General features: G+C 33.9%; 25 protein-coding genes and 5 pseudogenes. All 30 read right to left on the minus strand.

What is annotated here, in order from left to right:
- Positions 1-54 precede the first annotated feature (54 nt).
- Positions 55-1,047: a DNA-directed RNA polymerase subunit alpha gene (locus AC0L4B_RS00215; protein ID WP_028289264.1), complete on the minus strand. Its 993-nt coding sequence runs from the start codon at positions 1,045-1,047 to the stop codon at positions 55-57.
- A 95-nt stretch (positions 1,048-1,142) separates the two neighbouring features.
- Positions 1,143-1,747 (minus strand): annotated as a pseudogene (rpsD, locus tag AC0L4B_RS00220) (30S ribosomal protein S4).
- A gap of 186 nt (positions 1,748-1,933) precedes the next feature.
- Positions 1,934-2,326: a 30S ribosomal protein S11 gene (gene rpsK, locus AC0L4B_RS00225; RefSeq protein ID WP_090841244.1), complete on the minus strand. Its 393-nt coding sequence runs from the start codon at positions 2,324-2,326 to the stop codon at positions 1,934-1,936.
- 101 nt (positions 2,327-2,427) lie between these two features.
- Positions 2,428-2,801: pseudogene (rpsM, locus tag AC0L4B_RS00230) on the minus strand (30S ribosomal protein S13).
- 2 nt (positions 2,802-2,803) lie between these two features.
- Entirely contained in the window at positions 2,804-2,920 is a 117-nt protein-coding gene (gene ykgO, locus AC0L4B_RS00235) for a type B 50S ribosomal protein L36 (protein WP_013305171.1), read from the minus strand.
- 4 nt (positions 2,921-2,924) lie between these two features.
- The gene (gene infA, locus AC0L4B_RS00240) at positions 2,925-3,140 is read right to left on the minus strand and encodes a translation initiation factor IF-1 (RefSeq protein ID WP_028289261.1); all 216 of its coding nucleotides are present in this window, start codon (positions 3,138-3,140) and stop codon (positions 2,925-2,927) included.
- Positions 3,141-3,150: 10 nt separating this feature from the next.
- Complete coding sequence (secY, locus tag AC0L4B_RS00245; protein ID WP_054851674.1) at positions 3,151-4,500, minus strand: preprotein translocase subunit SecY; 1,350 nt, start codon at positions 4,498-4,500, stop codon at positions 3,151-3,153.
- 14 nt (positions 4,501-4,514) lie between these two features.
- Complete coding sequence (gene rplO, locus AC0L4B_RS00250; RefSeq protein WP_473438066.1) at positions 4,515-4,967, minus strand: 50S ribosomal protein L15; 453 nt, start codon at positions 4,965-4,967, stop codon at positions 4,515-4,517.
- A 12-nt stretch (positions 4,968-4,979) separates the two neighbouring features.
- The gene (gene rpmD / locus AC0L4B_RS00255) at positions 4,980-5,162 is read right to left on the minus strand and encodes a 50S ribosomal protein L30 (protein WP_028283887.1); all 183 of its coding nucleotides are present in this window, start codon (positions 5,160-5,162) and stop codon (positions 4,980-4,982) included.
- Positions 5,163-5,173: 11 nt separating this feature from the next.
- On the minus strand, positions 5,174-5,698 hold the full coding sequence (gene rpsE, locus AC0L4B_RS00260; RefSeq protein WP_028289258.1) for a 30S ribosomal protein S5: 525 nt from the start codon (positions 5,696-5,698) through the stop codon (positions 5,174-5,176).
- Positions 5,699-5,704: 6 nt separating this feature from the next.
- Entirely contained in the window at positions 5,705-6,058 is a 354-nt protein-coding gene (rplR, locus tag AC0L4B_RS00265; RefSeq protein WP_116823362.1) for a 50S ribosomal protein L18, read from the minus strand.
- Positions 6,059-6,067: 9 nt separating this feature from the next.
- Positions 6,068-6,610, minus strand: a complete 543-nt coding sequence (gene rplF / locus AC0L4B_RS00270; RefSeq protein ID WP_028289256.1) for a 50S ribosomal protein L6 — start codon at positions 6,608-6,610, stop codon at positions 6,068-6,070.
- Between the two features lie 18 nt (positions 6,611-6,628).
- Positions 6,629-7,027: a 30S ribosomal protein S8 gene (rpsH, locus tag AC0L4B_RS00275; protein WP_028289255.1), complete on the minus strand. Its 399-nt coding sequence runs from the start codon at positions 7,025-7,027 to the stop codon at positions 6,629-6,631.
- A 70-nt stretch (positions 7,028-7,097) separates the two neighbouring features.
- Positions 7,098-7,355: pseudogene (gene rpsN, locus AC0L4B_RS00280) on the minus strand (30S ribosomal protein S14); the annotation flags it as partial.
- Positions 7,356-7,358: 3 nt separating this feature from the next.
- Positions 7,359-7,910 carry a 50S ribosomal protein L5 gene (gene rplE / locus AC0L4B_RS00285; protein WP_473438067.1) on the minus strand — a complete coding sequence of 184 codons (552 nt, stop codon included), beginning with the start codon at positions 7,908-7,910 and terminating at the stop codon, positions 7,359-7,361.
- Between the two features lie 2 nt (positions 7,911-7,912).
- Complete coding sequence (gene rplX, locus AC0L4B_RS00290; protein ID WP_473438068.1) at positions 7,913-8,224, minus strand: 50S ribosomal protein L24; 312 nt, start codon at positions 8,222-8,224, stop codon at positions 7,913-7,915.
- Between the two features lie 11 nt (positions 8,225-8,235).
- Positions 8,236-8,604, minus strand: coding sequence for a 50S ribosomal protein L14 (rplN, locus tag AC0L4B_RS00295; protein WP_028283879.1), 369 nt, complete (start codon positions 8,602-8,604; stop codon positions 8,236-8,238).
- Between the two features lie 2 nt (positions 8,605-8,606).
- Positions 8,607-8,864 carry a 30S ribosomal protein S17 gene (gene rpsQ / locus AC0L4B_RS00300; protein WP_028283878.1) on the minus strand — a complete coding sequence of 86 codons (258 nt, stop codon included), beginning with the start codon at positions 8,862-8,864 and terminating at the stop codon, positions 8,607-8,609.
- 13 nt (positions 8,865-8,877) lie between these two features.
- Positions 8,878-9,069 (minus strand): 50S ribosomal protein L29, encoded by a 192-nt coding sequence (rpmC, locus tag AC0L4B_RS00305; RefSeq protein ID WP_028289251.1) that lies wholly within the window; start codon positions 9,067-9,069, stop codon positions 8,878-8,880.
- A gap of 13 nt (positions 9,070-9,082) precedes the next feature.
- Complete coding sequence (gene rplP, locus AC0L4B_RS00310; protein WP_028289250.1) at positions 9,083-9,502, minus strand: 50S ribosomal protein L16; 420 nt, start codon at positions 9,500-9,502, stop codon at positions 9,083-9,085.
- Positions 9,503-9,522: 20 nt separating this feature from the next.
- Complete coding sequence (rpsC, locus tag AC0L4B_RS00315) at positions 9,523-10,239, minus strand: 30S ribosomal protein S3 (RefSeq protein WP_028289249.1); 717 nt, start codon at positions 10,237-10,239, stop codon at positions 9,523-9,525.
- Between the two features lie 7 nt (positions 10,240-10,246).
- Positions 10,247-10,654, minus strand: a complete 408-nt coding sequence (gene rplV, locus AC0L4B_RS00320) for a 50S ribosomal protein L22 (protein ID WP_028289248.1) — start codon at positions 10,652-10,654, stop codon at positions 10,247-10,249.
- A 3-nt stretch (positions 10,655-10,657) separates the two neighbouring features.
- Positions 10,658-10,936, minus strand: a complete 279-nt coding sequence (rpsS, locus tag AC0L4B_RS00325; RefSeq protein WP_027880209.1) for a 30S ribosomal protein S19 — start codon at positions 10,934-10,936, stop codon at positions 10,658-10,660.
- Positions 10,937-10,942: 6 nt separating this feature from the next.
- Positions 10,943-11,766: pseudogene (gene rplB / locus AC0L4B_RS00330) on the minus strand (50S ribosomal protein L2).
- Between the two features lie 10 nt (positions 11,767-11,776).
- Complete coding sequence (gene rplW / locus AC0L4B_RS00335) at positions 11,777-12,067, minus strand: 50S ribosomal protein L23 (protein WP_028289245.1); 291 nt, start codon at positions 12,065-12,067, stop codon at positions 11,777-11,779.
- A 6-nt stretch (positions 12,068-12,073) separates the two neighbouring features.
- A complete protein-coding gene (gene rplD, locus AC0L4B_RS00340) occupies positions 12,074-12,703 on the minus strand; it encodes a 50S ribosomal protein L4 (protein WP_473438069.1) in 630 nt (209 codons plus the stop codon).
- A pseudogene (rplC, locus tag AC0L4B_RS00345) lies at positions 12,703-13,319 on the minus strand (50S ribosomal protein L3). Before rplC ends, rplD begins: the two are co-directional and overlap by 1 nt.
- A 143-nt stretch (positions 13,320-13,462) precedes the next feature.
- Entirely contained in the window at positions 13,463-13,768 is a 306-nt protein-coding gene (gene rpsJ / locus AC0L4B_RS00350) for a 30S ribosomal protein S10 (RefSeq protein ID WP_010181931.1), read from the minus strand.
- Positions 13,769-13,780: 12 nt separating this feature from the next.
- Entirely contained in the window at positions 13,781-15,907 is a 2,127-nt protein-coding gene (gene fusA, locus AC0L4B_RS00355; protein ID WP_054851679.1) for an elongation factor G, read from the minus strand.
- Positions 15,908-15,913: 6 nt separating this feature from the next.
- Positions 15,914-16,390: a 30S ribosomal protein S7 gene (gene rpsG / locus AC0L4B_RS00360; protein ID WP_028283867.1), complete on the minus strand. Its 477-nt coding sequence runs from the start codon at positions 16,388-16,390 to the stop codon at positions 15,914-15,916.
- Positions 16,391-16,398 lie beyond the last annotated feature (8 nt).

Raw genomic sequence — 16,398 nt, forward strand, 5'->3', positions numbered from 1 at the left:
TAAAATTTAATCATCATCTTGCTTCTACTCTTTTGAGGAGCAAAATATGATGTATTAGTCTTTATCTAGTTTATATTTTGATAAGTCCATTCCGAAATTAAGACCTTTAACATTTACTAATTCTTCTAGCTCAGTTAAAGATTTTTTACCGAAGTTACGGAACTTCATTAAATCATTTTTATTAAAAGATACTAAGTCTCCTAAAGTATCTACTTCTGCAGCCTTTAAACAATTTAGAGCACGAACAGATAAGTCCATATCAACTAATTTAGTTTTAAGCAACTGTCTCATGTGAAGTGATTCCTCATCATAAGTTTCAGTTTGTGCAATTTCGTCAGCTTCTAATGTTATACGCTCATCAGAGAATAACATAAAGTGGTGAATTAATGTCTTAGCAGCTTCTGTTAAAGCATCTTGAGGACTAATAGAACCATCAGTTTGGATTTCAAAAACTAATTTTTCATAATCAGTTTTTTGCTCTACACGGTAATTTTCAATGCTGTACTTAACATTTTTAATTGGTGTGTAAATTGAATCAGTAAAGATTGTTCCGATTGGTGCTGAAGCTTTTTTATTTTCTTCTGCAGGAACATAACCTCTTCCTCTTTCAATAGTGATTTCCATGTTAATGTTAACCTTAGAATCAAGATTACAGATAACTTGATCTGTATTTAACACTTGAAATCCAGAGATAAACTTCTGAAAGTCTCCTGCTACTATTTTATCTTGACCTGAAATAGAGATAGAAATTGACTCATTATCAACGTCTTCTATTTGACGCTTAAAACGGACTTGTTTTAAGTTTAAAATTATTTCCGTCATATCCTCAACAACACCTGAGATTGCTGAAAATTCGTGATCAACACCTTCTACTCTAACAGATGTGATAGCAAATCCTTCTAAAGAAGATAATAAAACTCTTCTTAAAGCATTTCCTACTGTTAGACCGTAACCTGGTTCTAATGGTCTGAATTCGAATTTACCTTCGAAATCAGTAGAATCAATCATGATTACTTTGTCAGGCTTCTGAAAATTAAATACTGCCATATGTCTTCGTTTTAATTGTTATTTAGTTGCGCGGTTTATAAGCTTGAAGATCACAAATAAACCCTTTGGCTAAATCCCAATGTGATTAATATTTATTATTTAGAGTATAATTCAACGATGAATTGCTCATTGATGTTTTCTGGAATCTGGATTCTAGCAGGAACAGAAACATAAGTTCCTTCTTTTTTCTCACTATTCCATGTAATCCATTCAAAAACATTATTAGAATTAGATAAAGATCTATCAATAGCCTCTAAAGACTTAGATTTTTCTCTAACAGCAACTACATCACCAGCTTTAAGTTGGTAAGATGGTACATTTACTAACTCACCATTAACAGTAATATGTCTGTGAGATACTAATTGTCTTGCTCCACTTCTTGAAGGTGAGATTCCCATTCTATACACTACATTGTCTAATCTAGACTCACATAATTGTAATAAAACTTCACCTGTAATTCCTGGTGCAGCAGTAGCTCTTTTAAACATGTTTCTGAATTGACGCTCTAATACACCATAAGTATATTTAGCTTTTTGCTTCTCCATTAACTGGATTGCATATTCAGATTTTTTACCACGTCTTCTGTTGTTTCCATGTTGACCTGGGGGGTAATTTCTTTTTCGAAAGACTTATCATCTCCGAATATAGCTTCTCCAAATTTACGAGCTATTTTAGTTTTAGGACCAGTATATCTTGCCATTTTTAATTTGTTTTAAGAGTGATTATGAATTAAGGTCTTAATCTTATCCTTCGATAATCGTTAATCTCTTGTTGATACTTGTTTTTAAATTCAGTTTGCAAATATACACAAAAAATTAATATCATCTGAATACAGATGATATTAATTTTAAATGCTAAGTTTAGACTTAATTACGTTAGAACGTGATTAAACTCTTCTTCTTTTAGGAGGACGACATCCATTATGTGGTAATGGAGTAACATCAATAATTTCTGTTACTTCAATTCCAGCATTATGAATAGAACGGATAGCAGATTCTCTACCATTTCCAGGTCCTTTAACGTAAACTTTAACCTTTTTCAATCCAGCTTCTTTAGCAACTCCAGAAGCATCTTCTGCAGCTAATTGAGCAGCGTAAGGAGTGTTTTTCTTAGATCCTCTAAATCCCATTTTACCAGCAGATGACCATGAAATTACGTCACCTTTTTTGTTGGTAAGAGAGATAATGATGTTGTTAAATGAAGCTGTAATGTGTGCTTCACCAACCGCATCAATAATAACTTTACGTTTTTTTGTACTTTTAGCGTTTGTCTTTGCCATATTATTATTGTTCTTTGTTTTAGTTGATAGTCGCTAGAATCCTAAACCATTATAATTTCAAACAGATTCCTTCCAACGTCTAAATACTAAAGACCAAATTATTATTTAGTTGCTTTTTTCTTGTTAGCAACAGTTTTTCTTCTACCTTTTCTTGTTCTAGAGTTGTTTTTAGTACGTTGACCTCTTAAAGGTAAACCAGCTCTGTGACGTATACCTCTGTAACATCCAATATCCATTAATCGCTTAATGTTTAATTGTGTTTCAGAACGTAATTCACCTTCAATTGTAAAAGTTCCAACAGCGTCACGGATTGCTCCAATTTGATCATCTGTCCAATCTTGTACTTTGATGCTTTCGTCAACTTTAGCTGTTGCTAAAATTTCTTGAGCTCTACTTCTACCTACTCCGTAGATATAAGTTAAAGAAATAACTCCTCTTTTTGTTTTGGTATGTCTACACCTGCTATTCTTGCCATAATTACCCTTGTCTTTGTTTGAATCTAGGATTCTTTTTGTTAATGACGTAAAGTCTACCTTTTCTGCGTACAATTTTACAATCTGCACTTCTTTTTTTAACTGATGCTCTTACTTTCATCGTATTAGTATCTATAGGTTATTCGAGCCTTACTTAAATCGTAAGGACTCATTTCTAATTTTACTTTATCTCCAGGTAATAACTTAATGTAATGCATACGCATCTTACCCGAAATATGTGCGGTCACAATATGACCATTTTCTAATTCTACACGAAACATAGCATTTGATAATGCTTCTATTATTGTTCCGTCTTGTTCTATTGCTGCTTGTTTTGCCATAGTGAAAATATTAAGCTACTGCTTTTCTGTTTTTACCTGTTTTCATCAAGCCATCATAATGTCTATTTAACAAGTAAGAATTTACTTGTTGCATAGTATCTATTGCAACTCCAACCATAATTAATAAAGAAGTCCCTCCAAAAAATAAGGCCCAACCTTGTTGTACATTTAATAACTTAACAATAAAGGCAGGAAAGATAGCTATTAATGCTAGAAATATCGAACCAGGTAAAGTTATTTGTGACATGATTTTATCTAAATATTCTGATGTTTCAGATCCTGGTCTAATACCTGGAATGAAACCACCACTTCTTTTTAAATCGTCAGCCATCTTATTGGTTGGCACTGTGATTGCTGTATAGAAATATGTAAATATTATAATTAATAAAGCAAATACTAAATTATACCAAAATCCGAAGATATCTGAAAAATTTGATTGTAACCATAATCCAGAAGCGGTATCTTTTAATAAAGATGAACCACCGATTAGACCGGGTACAAACATGATTGCTTGAGCAAATATGATTGGCATAACTCCTGAAGCATTAAGCTTTAAAGGAATGTACTGTCTTGAGCCAAAAACATTTTTTTCATATCCACCAGTTGCAGATCTTCTTGCATATTGTACCGCAATTTTACGAACAGCCATTACCAATAAAATTGATAATAAGATAATAACAAACCAAATAACGATTTCAAATAAAATCATCATAACATTATTACCTGTTTCTAATCTAGAAGCAGCATTTTGTAAAAAAGATTTAGGTAAAGTAGCAATAATACCTACCATAATTAATAGTGAGATTCCGTTACCGATACCCTTATCGGTAATTTTTTCTCCTAACCACATTGCAAAGATACAACCTGTAACTAAAATAACAATTGATGAAAAATAAAACATTCCTCCTTGTCCTAATAAAAACGCAGAGCTTGGAATACCAAACATCGGTTGTAAACTGGCTAAATAACCTGGGGCTTGTACTAAACAAATAGCAATAGTTAACCATCTAGTTATTTGAGTGATTTTTTTCTGACCACTAGCACCTTCTTTTTGCAGCTTTTGTAAATAAGGAATAGCTATTCCCATTAATTGTACTACAATAGAAGCAGAAATATATGGCATAATACCAAGTGCAAATACTGAAGCATTTGCAAATGCTCCTCCTGTAAATGCATTTAAAATTCCAAAGATACCTTCTGAGGTTCCAGATTGTAAACTTTCTAATTGTGTTGCATCGATACCAGGTAATACTACTTGTGCTCCAAAACGATAAACTAATAACAAAGCTAGAGTGACTAGGATTCTGTTTCTTAGTTCTTCAATTTTCCAAACATTTTTTAATGTCTCTATAAATTTCATGCGATCAATTGTTCTTATAAAGTTACAGCTTCACCTCCTGCTGCTTCAATTGCAGCCTTTGCAGTAGCGGTAAATTTATGAGCTGTTACACTTAGTTTAGTTTTTAATTCTCCTCTTCCTAAAATTTTGACAAGCTCGTTTTTACCAGCTAATCCTAATTCTACTAGAGTATCAAAATCTAAAGTGTCATTAATAATTTTATCGTCAACTAATTGTTGAATAACATCAAGGTTAATACCTTGATATTCTTTACGATTTATATTAGTAAAGCCAAATTTAGGTACTCTACGTTGAAGTGGCATTTGCCCTCCTTCGAAACCTACTTTCTTAGAATAACCAGATCTAGACTTTGCCCCTTTGTGACCACGTGTAGCAGTACCACCTTTACCAGAACCTTGTCCTCTACCTATTCTTTTTCCTTGACTTTTAACTGAACCTTGTGCAGGTTTTAAATTACTTAAATCCATTTTTCAGTATTGTTATTTAGTTTCTTCAACAGAAACTAAGTGATTTACTTTTGCTACCATACCTAAAATATTAGGAGTAGCCTCATGTTCTATAGTTTGCCCAATCTTTTTAAGACCAAGAGCTAATAAAGTTCTCTTTTGTCTTTGTGTTCTGTTGATTGCGCTTTTAACTTTTGTTACTTTTATCTTAGACATTGCTGTTGTGATTAACCGTTAAAAACTTTTTCTAAAGAGATACCTCTTTCACGAGCAATCGTCTTTGGATCTCTTAATTGTAATAAAGCATCAAAAGTTGCTTTTACGACATTATGAGGGTTTGATGATCCTTGAGATTTAGATAATACGTCATGTACACCAACTGCTTCTAAAACTGTTCTTACAGCTCCACCAGCAATAACTCCTGTACCAGGAGCCGCAGGTATAATGTTTACTCTTGCTCCACCAAATTTACCTTTTTGTTCATGTGGTAATGTACCTTTCATGATTGGAATGCGTACTAAATTTTTCTTAGCATCTTCAATTGCTTTTGCGATTGCACTAGCAACATCTTTAGATTTTCCTAAACCATGACCTACAACACCAGCTTCATCACCAACCACTACGATTGCTGAAAAACCAAATGCTCTACCACCTTTTGTTACTTTAGTAACTCTTTGTACACCAACTAAACGATCTTTAAGATCTAATCCACTTGGTTTTACTAACTCTGCGCTTTTGTATTTTTGATACATAATTTCTTAGAATTTAAGTCCTCCTTCTCTAGCTCCTTCAGCTAATGATTTTATTCTACCATGATATAAGTAACCACCTCTATCAAAAGCGATAGTTTCAACACCAGCCTTTAAGGCTTTTTCTGCTATAGACTTACCTACTAATGCAGCTACTTCTACTTTATTTCCTTTTGCAGCAATATCTTTATCTCTAGAAGATGAAGCAACTAATGTTTTACCATTAACATCATCTACTATTTGAGCATAAATTTCTTTATTACTTCTAAAAACAGCTAATCTAGGTCTAGCTTCTGTACCAGAAACAACCTTACGGATTCTGTTTTTAATTCTTATTCGTCTTTCGTTTTTTGTTAACGCCATAACTAATTATTATGCTGATTTACCTGCTTTTCTTCTTAATACTTCTCCTACAAATTTAATACCTTTTCCTTTGTATGGTTCAGGTCTTCTAAATCCTCTAATTTTAGCAGCAACTTGTCCTACTAATTGTTTATCATGAGAAGTTAATTTGATTATTGGATTTTTTCCTTTATCAGAAACTGTTTCAACTTTAACTTCAGGAGCTAAACTTAACACTATATTATGAGAAAAACCTAAAGCTAAATCAAGGACATTACCTTGATTTGATGCTCTATATCCAACACCTACTAGTTCTAATTCTTTAGTCCACCCCTTAGAGACACCTTCAATCATGTTAAAAACTAATGAACGATATAAACCGTGTTTAGCTTTTTGATCTTTAGTATCTGCAGAACGTGTAACTAATACATTTCCATCTTCAACTTTTACGTCAACAGTATCAAAAGGTTGATTAAGTTCTCCTAATTTTCCTTTTACTGTTATTACGCTATTATCTACTGTTACAGTTACTCCTTCTGGAATGGCAACTGGATTATTTCCTATTCTTGACATTTTCTTCTGGATTTAAAATTAGTAAACGTAACATAAAACTTCACCACCAACGTTTTCACGTTGTGCTTGCTTTCCTGTCATTACTCCATGAGAAGTAGAAACTATAGCAATACCTAATCCATTAAGAATACGTGGTAATTCTGTAGAACTAGAATATTTACGTAGACCAGGCTTACTGATTCTTTGTAATTTTCTAATTACTGGTTCTTTTGTTTCCTTATTGTATTTTAAGGCAATTTTGATTGTACCTTGAACAGTAGAATCGTCGAACTTATAACTTAAAATATATCCTTGGTCGAATAATATTTTAGTAATGTTCTTTTTTAAATTTGAAGCAGGTATTTCAACTACTCTATGATTAGCACGCACTGCGTTTCTAATTCTAGTTAAATAATCTGCTATTGGATCTGTATACATATGTATTGATTTGCGGGCTTGGTTTTCGAAATATTTCGAACCTAAGACCAATTAAAATTTTACCAACTTGCTTTTTAACACCAGGTATTAACCCTTGGTTAGCCATTTCTCTAAACATTACACGAGAAATTCCAAAAGTACGCATATAACCTTTTGGTCTACCAGTTAATTTACATCTATTATGTTGACGTACTGGTGAAGCATTTTTTGGAAGCTTTTGTAATGCTTCATAATCTCCAGCTTTTTTCAAAACCTTACGTTTTTCAGCATATTTAGCAACTGTTTTTGCTCTTTTAACCTCGCGGGCTTTCATTGATTCTTTAGCCATAACTTAGTTTTTTTGAAAAGGTAACCCTAATTCTGTTAATAATGATTTAGCTTCTTTATCTGTTTGAGCAGATGTTACAAATGTAATATCCATTCCGTCAATTTTATTAACTTTGTCAATATTTATTTCAGGGAATATTATTTGCTCAGTAACTCCTAAATTGTAGTTACCTCTTCCGTCAAATCCTGTAGCTTTTATACCGTTAAAATCTCTAACACGTGGAAGTGCTGTAGTGATTAGACGATCTAAAAATTCGTACATTCTTTCTCCACGTAAAGTTACTTTAGCACCAATTGGCATCCCTTTACGTAGTTTAAATGTTGCAACATCTTTCTTAGATAATGTAGAAACTGCTTTTTGTCCTGTTATAGTTGTTAACTCATCAACTGCATAATCAACTAATTTTTTATCAGCAACTGCAGCTCCAACTCCTCTAGATAGAACTATCTTTTCTAGTTTAGGAACTTGCATTACATTACTGTATCCAAATTCTTCTGTAAGAGCAGCAATTATTTTGCTTTTATACTCTTCTTTTAGTCTCGGTGAATATTCCATAACTATATTACTTCATTAGATTTTTTAGAAAATCTGACTTTTTTATCACCTTCTACTCTGTAACCTACTCTTGTTGTTTCTCCTTTAGAAGTTAACAATGATAAGTTAGAAAGGTTAATAGGAGCCTCTTTTTCTACGATACCTCCTTGAGGGTTTTGTGCACTTGGTTTAGTATGTTTCTTAACCATGTTTACACCTTCAACTATAGCTTTGTTCTTTTCGATAAATACTTTTTGTACTTTTCCTTCAGAACCTTTATGGTCTCCAGCAATAACCTTTACGGTATCTCCTGTTTTAATTTTTAGCTTTGTCATCTGTTTATCAATTAAAGCACCTCTGGTGCTAATGATACAATTTTCATGAATTGTTTATCACGAAGTTCTCTAGCTACAGGTCCAAAAACACGTGTACCTCTCATTTCACCCGTTGGGTTTAAAAGTACACAAGCGTTATCATCAAATCTTATGTAAGATCCGTCTGGACGTCTAACTTCTTTTTTGGTACGCACAACAACTGCAGTAGATACAGCTCCTTTTTTAATGTTTCCATTAGGAGTTGCGTCTTTTACAGTAACAACAATTTTGTCACCTACAGATGCGTATCTTCTTTTAGTACCACCTAGAACACGTATTGTTAATACTTCTTTTGCTCCAGTGTTATCTGCTACTCTTAGTCTTGATTCTTGTTGTACCATAATTACTTCGCTCTTTCAATTATTTCAACTAATCTCCAACATTTAGATTTACTTAAAGGTCTTGTTTCCATGATCTTTACAGTATCTCCAATATTACAATCGTTTGTTTCGTCGTGTGCAACATATTTTTTAGTCTTTAACACGAACTTTCCGTACATAGGGTGTTTTACTTTTTTTACTTCAGCAACTACAATTGATTTTTGCATTTTGTTACTAGTAACTATCCCTATACGCTCTTTTCTTAAGTTTCTTTTTTCCATCTTGTAAGCAGAATTATTTTAAATCTCTTTTAGTTAATTCTGTTGCAATTTTTGCAACCGTACGTCTTACTTGACGTATTTGTATTGGATTATCTAAAGGAGAAACTGCATGAGCCATTTTTAAATCTAAATAGCTTCTCTTTGTTTCACTAAGTTTCTCTTGTAACTCAGCTACAGATAATTCTTTAATTTCTGATTGTTTCATAATATCAAATAAATTATGCTTGGTAATCTCTAGCGATTACAAACTTAGTTTTTACTGGTAATTTTTGAGCTGCAAGTCTTAATGCTTCTTTAGCAACATCTAAAGGCACTCCTCCAACTTCAAAAAGGATTCTTCCTGGTTTAACAACTGCTGCCCAATACTCGACTGCACCTTTACCTTTACCCATACGTACTTCAAGAGGCTTTTTTGTAATAGGCTTATCTGGAAATATTTTAATCCAAAGCTGACCTTCTCTTTTCATGTAACGAGTAGCTGCAATACGTGCTGCTTCAATTTGACGTGATGTTAAAAAGTTAGAATCTAATGATTTTATTCCAAAAGTTCCGTTTGAAAGTTGGTGACCTCTACCAGAGTTCCCTTTCATACGTCCCTTTTGCATTTTTCTAAATTTTGTTCTTTTAGGCTGTAACATTTTTTCTGTTCTTTAAAAAATTACTTTCTACGACGTTGTTGTGGCTTTCCACCTTGACGTCCACCTTTTCCTTGCTTCTTAGCTAAGCCAACAAGAGGAGAAAGCTCTCTTTTACCATATACTTCACCTTTCATGATCCATACTTTAACCCCTAATCTACCATAAGTAGTATGAGATTCAACTAAAGCATAGTCAATATCGGCTCTAAAAGTTGATAGAGGAATACGTCCTTCTTTGTAGTGTTCTGAACGTGCCATTTCAGCACCATTTAAACGACCACTAATTTGGATTTTAATTCCTTCAGCATTCATACGCATAGTTGCAGCAATAGCCATTTTTATAGCACGTCTATATGAAATTCTGTTTTCAATCTGACGAGCAATACTAGATGCTACTAAAAATGCGTCTAATTCAGGTCTTTTTATTTCAAAAATATTGATCTGAACTTCTTTTCCTGTAATTTTCTTAAGCTCTTCTTTTAACTTGTCTACCTCTTGTCCACCTTTTCCGATAATAATACCAGGTCTAGCAGTAGTGATAGTAACGGTTACAAGTTTTAAAGTTCTTTCAATTATTACACGAGATACACTAGCTTTAGATAAACGCGCGTGAACGTATTTTCTGATCTTATCGTCTTCGGCAAGTTTATCACCATAATCGTTTCCTCCGTACCAGTTAGATTCCCATCCTCTGATAATTCCTAAGCGATTTCCGATTGGATTTGTCTTTTGTCCCATATCTATCTTAGCTTTGTGTATTATTGTTAGCTCCTACTACGATTGTTACGTGGTTTGAGCGTTTTCTTATTCTGTGAGCACGTCCTTGTGGAGCTGGACGTAATCTTTTTAACATAGATCCACCATCTACTCTTATTTCTTTAACAAATAACTCTGCATCTTCAATGCTAGCGTCTTCGTTTTTAGCTTGCCAATTAGCAATCGCAGAAAGTAATAATTTTTCTAAACGATTAGATGCTTCTTTTTGGCTAAACTTCAAAATATTAAGTGCCTTTTCTACGCGTTCACCTCTTACTAAATCGGCTACTAAACGCATTTTTCTTGGTGACGTAGGACAGTTATTAAGTTTAGCAAAAGCGATTTGCTTTTTACCTTCCTTGATAGCGTCTGCCATTTGTTTTTTACGACTTCCCATAGCTTACTTTTTACCTTTATTTTTAGCACCAGCGTGACCTCTAAAAGATCTAGTTGGTGAAAATTCTCCTAATTTATGTCCAACCATGTTTTCTGTAACATAAACTGGAACAAACTGACGACCGTTATGCACTGCAATAGTTTGACCAACAAAATCTGGAGTTATCATACTTGCTCTTGACCAAGTTTTGATAACAGTTTTTTTGTTAGCTTCTACATTAGCAGCTACTTTTTTCTCTAATTTATAGTGAACGTAAGGTCCTTTTTTTAATGATCTTGCCATGATTTATTATTTCTTTCTACGTTCTACAATATATTTATTACTCGCTTTAGTTTTAGAACGTGTTCTATATCCTTTAGCAGGTATACCGTTTCTAGAACGTGGATGTCCACCTGATGATTTTCCTTCACCACCTCCCATTGGGTGATCAACTGGATTCATAACAACTGGTCTTGTTCTTGGTCTTCTTCCTAACCATCTACTACGCCCTGCTTTACCAGAAACTAATAATTGATGATCAGAGTTTGATACAGCTCCAATAGTTGCCATACAAGTCACTAAAATTAATCTAGTTTCACCTGAAGGTAATTTAATTGTTGCAAATTTACCATCTCTTGCCATTAACTGAGCAAAAGCACCAGCACTTCTAGCCATTACAGCTCCTTGACCTGGTCTTAACTCTACACAAGAAATAATAGAACCTAATGGAATATTAGCTAATGGCATAGCATTACCGATCTCAGGAGTTGCTCCTTCACCAGATACTACTGTTTGTCCAACTTGTAAACCATTTTGAGCAATGATATAAGTTTTCTCACCATCTTGATAATTTAATAATGCAATGAACGCTGTTCTGTTAGGATCGTACTGAATCGAAGCAACTTCAGCAGGAACACCTACCTTAGCTCTTTTAAAATCGATTATACGATATCTACGTTTATGACCACCACCTTTATAGCGCATAGTCATACGTCCTTGACTGTTTCTACCACCTGATCTTTTTTCGGAGCTAATAAGCTTTTTTCCGGCTTGTCAGTAGTAATGGCGTCAAATCCATTAACTACTCTAAATCGCTGACCTGGTGTGATTGGTTTTAATTTTTTTACTGACATTTGTCTTTAATTACATGTTAGTGTATAAATCAATCATTTCACCTTCCGCCAGTTGTACAATTGCTTTTTTAGTAGCATTTGTTTTACCATGCTGAATACCAGTTTTTGTAAACTTAGTACTTCTATCTGGACGGACATTAATTGTACGAACTTTTTCAACAGAAACTCCATAAGCAGCTTCAACTGCTTTTTTAATTTCTACCTTGTTCGCCTTAGTGTTCACAAAGAAACTGTAGCAGTTATTCAACTCGCTATTAGCAGTTGCTTTTTCTGTGATTATAGGTTTAATTAAGATATTCATTTTGTTCTATTTACTTAAATTCGACTCAATTCCTTCTAGAGATCCCTCTAAAAGAATAATTTGATTTGCATTTAATATTTTATAAGTACTTAACTCTGAGCTGGTTATAACTTGCGAGCTTTTTAAATTACGTGATGACAAATATACATTATTATTTGACGCACCCAAGACAAACAATGATTTTTTGTCTTGTAGGTCTAACGCATTTAAAATTGCTGTAAAGTTTTTTGTTTTTGGAGCATCAAAATTGAAGTCTTCTAAAACTATAATTGACTTTTCATTTGCTTTAATACTTAATGCAGACTTACGCGCTAAACGTTTTAAGTTTTTATTAAGTTTAAAAGAATAGTTTCTAGGTCTTGGTCCGAACATACGTCCTCCTCCCCTAAAAACACCTGACTTGATACTACCTGCTCTAGCTGTACCTGTTCCTTTTTGTTTTTTAATCTTACGTGTACTTCCAGTAATCTCAGCTCTTTCTTTAGATTTGTGAGTACCTTGTCTTTGGTTCGCTAAGTATTGCTTAACATCCAAATATACAGCATGATTATTAGGTTCAATAGCAAAAACACCATCAGAAAGGTCTGCCTTTCTACCTGTTTCTTTTCCGTTTATATCTAAAACTGCTACTTTCATTATTTTCTAATAATTACATAAGCGTTTTTATGTCCAGGTACACAACCTTTAACAACAAGTAAGTTCTTTTCTGGAACTACTTTTAAAACTCTTAAATTTTCAACTTTTACTGAATCTGTTCCCATTCTACCTGCCATACGCATTCCTTTGAATACTCTTGCAGGATAAGAAGCTGCTCCAATCGATCCTGGCGCTCTTAAACGGTTATGTTGACCGTGAGTCGCTTGACCTACACCACCAAATCCATGACGTTTAACAACCCCTTGAAATCCTTTTCCTTTAGATGTACCAGATACATCAACAAATTCACCTTCTGTAAAGTGATCTACTGTTATAGCATCACCTAATTTGTACTCCGCATCAAAACCTTTGAATTCAACAACTTTGCGTTTTACAGAAGTTCCTGCTTTTTTAGCATGACCTAAGTCAGCTTTAGTAGCACTCTTTTCTGTCGCGTCATCGAAACCAAGTTGAACAGCACTATAACCGTCAACTTCTTCAGTTCTGACTTGGGTAACGATACATGGTCCAGCTTCGATCACTGTACATGGCATATTTTTACCATTTTCATCGAAGATGCTGGTCATACCGATTTTTTTCCAATTAACCCAGACATAATAATTATTTATTTATTGTTACTATTTATTAAAAACTCAAGGCTGAAATACGTTTCAGCCTTGAATTGTATTTTTACCGTTTTTCCTTCGCTCGAAGCTTAGGACATGTTTCGTTTAAAAATCTTTAAACGAATGGTGTTACTTACACTTTAATCTCAACTTCAACTCCACTTGGTAATTCAAGTTTCATTAAAGCGTCAATAGTTTTAGAAGATGAAGAGTAAATATCTAATAATCTCTTGTAAGAGCTTAATTGAAATTGTTCTCTTGATTTCTTATTTACGTGTGGTGAACGTAATACAGTGAAAATTTTCTTGTGTGTTGGTAATGGAATTGGTCCAGTTACTACAGCACCAGTACTTTTTACTGTTTTTACAATCTTTTCAGCAGACTTATCAACTAAATTATGATCGTAAGACTTTAATTTTATTCTAATTTTTTGACTCATTTTCTTTTAGTTTTAAGCTTCAACGCCTTTAGCTGCTTTGATTACTTCTTCAGATACGTTAGAAGGAGTTTCAGCATAGTGTGAAAATTCCATAGTAGATGTAGCTCTACCAGAAGATAACGTTCTTAATGTTGTTACATATCCAAACATTTCTGATAATGGTACAGTAGCTTTAACAGTTTTTGCTCCAGCTCTATCACCCATGTCACTTACTTGACCTCTTCTTCTATTTAAATCTCCAACAATGTCACCCATGTTTTCTTCAGGTGTAATTACCTCAAGTTTCATAATTGGTTCCATTATTACAGCTTTTGCTGCTTTTGCTGAGTTTTTAAATCCAAGTTTAGCTGCTAATTCGAAAGATAACTGATCAGAATCCACATCGTGATAAGATCCATCTTTTAAAGTAACTTTCATTGCATCAACCTCAAAACCAGCTAGCGGTCCATTAGCCATTGCCATTTTAAATCCTTTTTCAATAGAAGGGATAAATTCTTTAGGAACGTTACCACCTTTAATTGTAGATTCAAATTGTAATCCTGTTACACCTTCATCAGCTGGCTCTATAGTAAATACGATATCAGCGAATTTACCACGCCCTCCAGATTGCTTTTTATAAACCTCTCTGTGATCTGCTGGTCTAGTAATAGCTTCTTTATACTCAACTTGTGGTTGACCTTGATTCACTTCTACTTTAAACTCACGCTTTAAACGGTCTACAATAATATCTAAGTGAAGCTCACCCATACCAGATATAATAGTTTGCCCTGAAGCTTCGTCTGTTCTAGCTGTAAATGTAGGATCTTCTTCTGCTAATTTAGCTAAAGCCATTCCTAATTTATCAACGTCAGCTTTAGTCTTAGGTTCAACAGCGATACCAATTACTGGATCTGGGAAGTCCATAGATTCTAAAACTATAGGATGTTTTTCATCAGACATAGTATCTCCAGTCTTAATGTCTTTAAATCCTACTGCTGCTCCAATATCTCCTGCTTCAATAAAATCGATAGCATTTTGTTTATTAGAGTGCATTTGATAAATACGAGAAATACGTTCTTTCTTTCCTGAACGATTGTTAAGGATATAAGACCCAGCATCTAAACGACCTGAATAAGCTCTAAAGAAAGCTAAACGTCCTACGAAAGGATCTGTAGCAATTTTGAATGCTAATGCAGCGAAAGGCTCTTTAACATCTGGCTTACGAATTTCTTCTTGTTCAGTATCAGGATTCATTCCTTTGATACCTTCTTTATCTGTTGGAGACGGTAAGTAACGACATACTGCGTCTAATAAAAACTGTACTCCTTTATTTTTAAATGCAGAACCACAAATCATTGGAATGATTGCCATATCCATTACAGCAGCTCTAAGTGCAGCATGCACCTCTTCTTCTGTAATAGAATCTTCATCTTCCATGAATTTTTCTAAAAGATTCTCGTCATAACTTGCTACTTCTTCAATTAAAAGTGCACGATACTTACGAGCTTCTTCTTTCATATCTTCTGGTATTTCAATAACATCAAAAGTTGCCCCTTGTGTTTCGTCATGCCATACGATAGCTCTGTTTTTTACTAAATCAATAATACCTTTAAAATCTGCTTCATCACCAATGTTTAAAACGATTGGCACAGCGTTAGATTTTAACATATCTTTTACTTGTTGACAAACTCCTAAGAAGTTTGAACCTTGACGGTCCATTTTGTTAACAAATCCTATTCTTGGTACTTTATAGTTATCAGCTAATCTCCAGTTAGTTTCTGATTGAGGCTCAACACCATCAACAGCACTAAATAAAAATACTAATCCGTCTAATACACGTAATGAACGGTTTACCTCTACTGTAAAGTCAACGTGACCAGGAGTATCAATAATATTAAAGTGATACCCTTTAGTTTCTGGTGTTGGTTGAGCATTTTCAAGTGGAAATTGCCATGTACAAGTCGTTGCAGCAGAAGTAATTGTAATACCTCTTTCTTGCTCTTGCTCCATCCAGTCCATTGTAGCTGCACCATCATGTACTTCTCCAATTTTGTGAGAAACTCCTGTGTAGTAAAGAATACGCTCTGTTGTTGTAGTTTTACCTGCATCAATATGAGCTGCAATTCCGATATTTCTTGTGAATTTTAAATCTCTTGCCATTTCTTATTAAAATCTAAAGTGAGAGAATGCTTTGTTGGCTTCTGCCATTTTGTGTGTATCAACACGTTTCTTTACTGCTGCTCCTTCTTCTTTAGCTGCTGCTAAAATTTCTGAAGCCAAACGCAATGCCATAGACTTTTCGTTTCTCTTACGAGAATAACTAATTAACCATTTCATTGCAGTTGAAACCTTACGGTCTGCACGTATTGGATTAGGAATTTGAAATGTTGCCCCTCCTACTCTACGACTACGCACTTCTACGTGAGGCATAACGTTAGATAACGCATCTTTCCAAATTTCTAAAGCTGTTTTTTCTTCATCTGTCTTTTTAGTATCTACAATATCAATTGCATCATAAAATACCTTAAAAGCTACAGACTTCTTTCCGTCCCACATCATCATATTAACAAATCTAGTTACTAACTGATCATTAAAACGAGGATCCGGTAAAAGCGGTCTTTTTTTCGCTGCTCTTTTTCTCATGTCTTCTT

Source organism: Olleya sp. NP1-10, assembly GCF_055804415.1.